Here is a 1129-nt window from a genome sequence, read left to right as displayed (position 1 = left end):
GCGGTGTGGCTGACGCCATGAACTCTGAGTTCCTCCGATCATCCACACCGCTTTGGGATCTGGGTCCCGGCGTTCGCCGGGATGAGCGGTTTAAATAGTTTGGTTCAAAGCTAAAGCCGCCGCGCCCCCAGGCTCACCGCCCGGGCCAGGGCCTGGGCCAGTTGGGCGTCGGAGCGGGCCAGGCTGGCCGTATCGCCGCCCTGGACGTTGATCGTGACATTGACCCCGCCGCCGCCCAGCGGCTCGATCGCCCCGGCCCCGGACGGGCGGAACAGCTCCGGACCGCGCTCGCCGACCAGATAGGCGCCGCCCGCCAGCACCGGTCCGCCGTCGGCCCGGGCTCCGGAAAAGCGCGAACTCACGACGTTGGCCAGGGCCTGGGCCAGGCCGCCGCCTTCGCCGGATCCGGCCGACACCGCGTCGATCACCGCCCGCGCCAGCTCGGCCAGGCTGACCTTGCCGTCGGCGGCCGCGCGGGCCAGCGAGCGGGCCAGGCCCGTTCCGGCCTTGGCGAAGGCCTCGTCGATGGTCCGGGCCGCCTGTTCGGCCGGGGCGCGCAGGGCCGCCAGGGCGGCGGCCGCTTCGGTCGCGCGGGCGGGGACGGCGTCCAGGCCATCCGCATCAAAGTCGCTCATGTCGTCTCCCTCATGGGATCGGGGGCGTCGGGGAAGCGGGCGATCAGGGCGTCCAGGGCCGCGCGGTTCAGCGTCGGCGCGGCCGGGGCCTCGCTCAGGGCGCGCCACTCGGTCAGGGACAGTCGCCAGAAGGCCTCGGGCGGAATGGCCAGGCCCAGGGTCGCCAGGCGCAGGGCGTCACGCCAGCGGGTGTTCACGCGCAGGCCGCCAGGGCGGCGGCGACCGCCGCGACGGCCTGCGGGATCGAGACCGGACCGGCGTCCAGGATCGCGGGATCCTCGCCGCCGCCTTCCAGCAGGGCGGCCAGCACGGCCAGCAGTTCGCTCGCCGACAGCCGGGCGAAGCGCTCGGGCAGAGCGCTCCAGTCGTCGAGGCCGAGCACGGCTTCGATCCGGGCCAGGGCGCCGAGGGTGAGGCACAGACGGCGGGGCGCGCCGGCCAAAGGGACGAGGACTTCGCCTCGGGCGGGGTTGGGGGTGGGCATGGGTGATCTC

General features: G+C 74.5%; 3 protein-coding genes. All 3 read right to left on the bottom strand.

Annotation, left to right across the window (positions count from 1 at the left end; translation table 11 throughout):
- Positions 1 to 110 precede the first annotated feature (110 nt).
- The 3 genes from AC1DZ6_RS25645 to AC1DZ6_RS25635 are packed head-to-tail and all read right to left on the bottom strand — an operon-like array spanning position 111 to position 1119.
- Positions 111 to 635 carry a phage tail tape measure protein gene (locus AC1DZ6_RS25645; protein WP_477099901.1) on the bottom strand — a complete coding sequence of 175 codons (525 nt, stop codon included), beginning with the start codon at positions 633 to 635 and terminating at the stop codon, positions 111 to 113.
- Positions 632 to 832, bottom strand: a complete 201-nt coding sequence (locus AC1DZ6_RS25640) for a phage tail assembly chaperone (protein ID WP_477099900.1) — start codon at positions 830 to 832, stop codon at positions 632 to 634. Before AC1DZ6_RS25640 ends, AC1DZ6_RS25645 begins: the two co-directional genes overlap by 4 nt.
- Positions 829 to 1119, bottom strand: coding sequence for a GTA-gp10 family protein (locus AC1DZ6_RS25635; protein WP_477099902.1), 291 nt, complete (start codon positions 1117 to 1119; stop codon positions 829 to 831). Before AC1DZ6_RS25635 ends, AC1DZ6_RS25640 begins: the two co-directional genes overlap by 4 nt.
- Positions 1120 to 1129 lie beyond the last annotated feature (10 nt).

The organism is Caulobacter sp. P1_B12_2, assembly GCF_056406675.1.
The sequence above is the reverse complement of the archived record's forward strand: the minus strand, read 5'-3'. Positions and strand labels throughout refer to the sequence as shown.

Bases quoted from the DNA above. Each gene is read 5' to 3' on its own strand.
- AC1DZ6_RS25645 (WP_477099901.1), bottom strand. From the start codon at position 635: ATGAGCGACTTTGATGCGGATGGCCTGGACGCCGTCCCCGCCCGCGCG.
- AC1DZ6_RS25635 (WP_477099902.1), bottom strand. From the start codon at position 1,119: ATGCCCACCCCCAACCCCGCCCGAGGCGAAGTCCTCGTCCCTTTGGCC.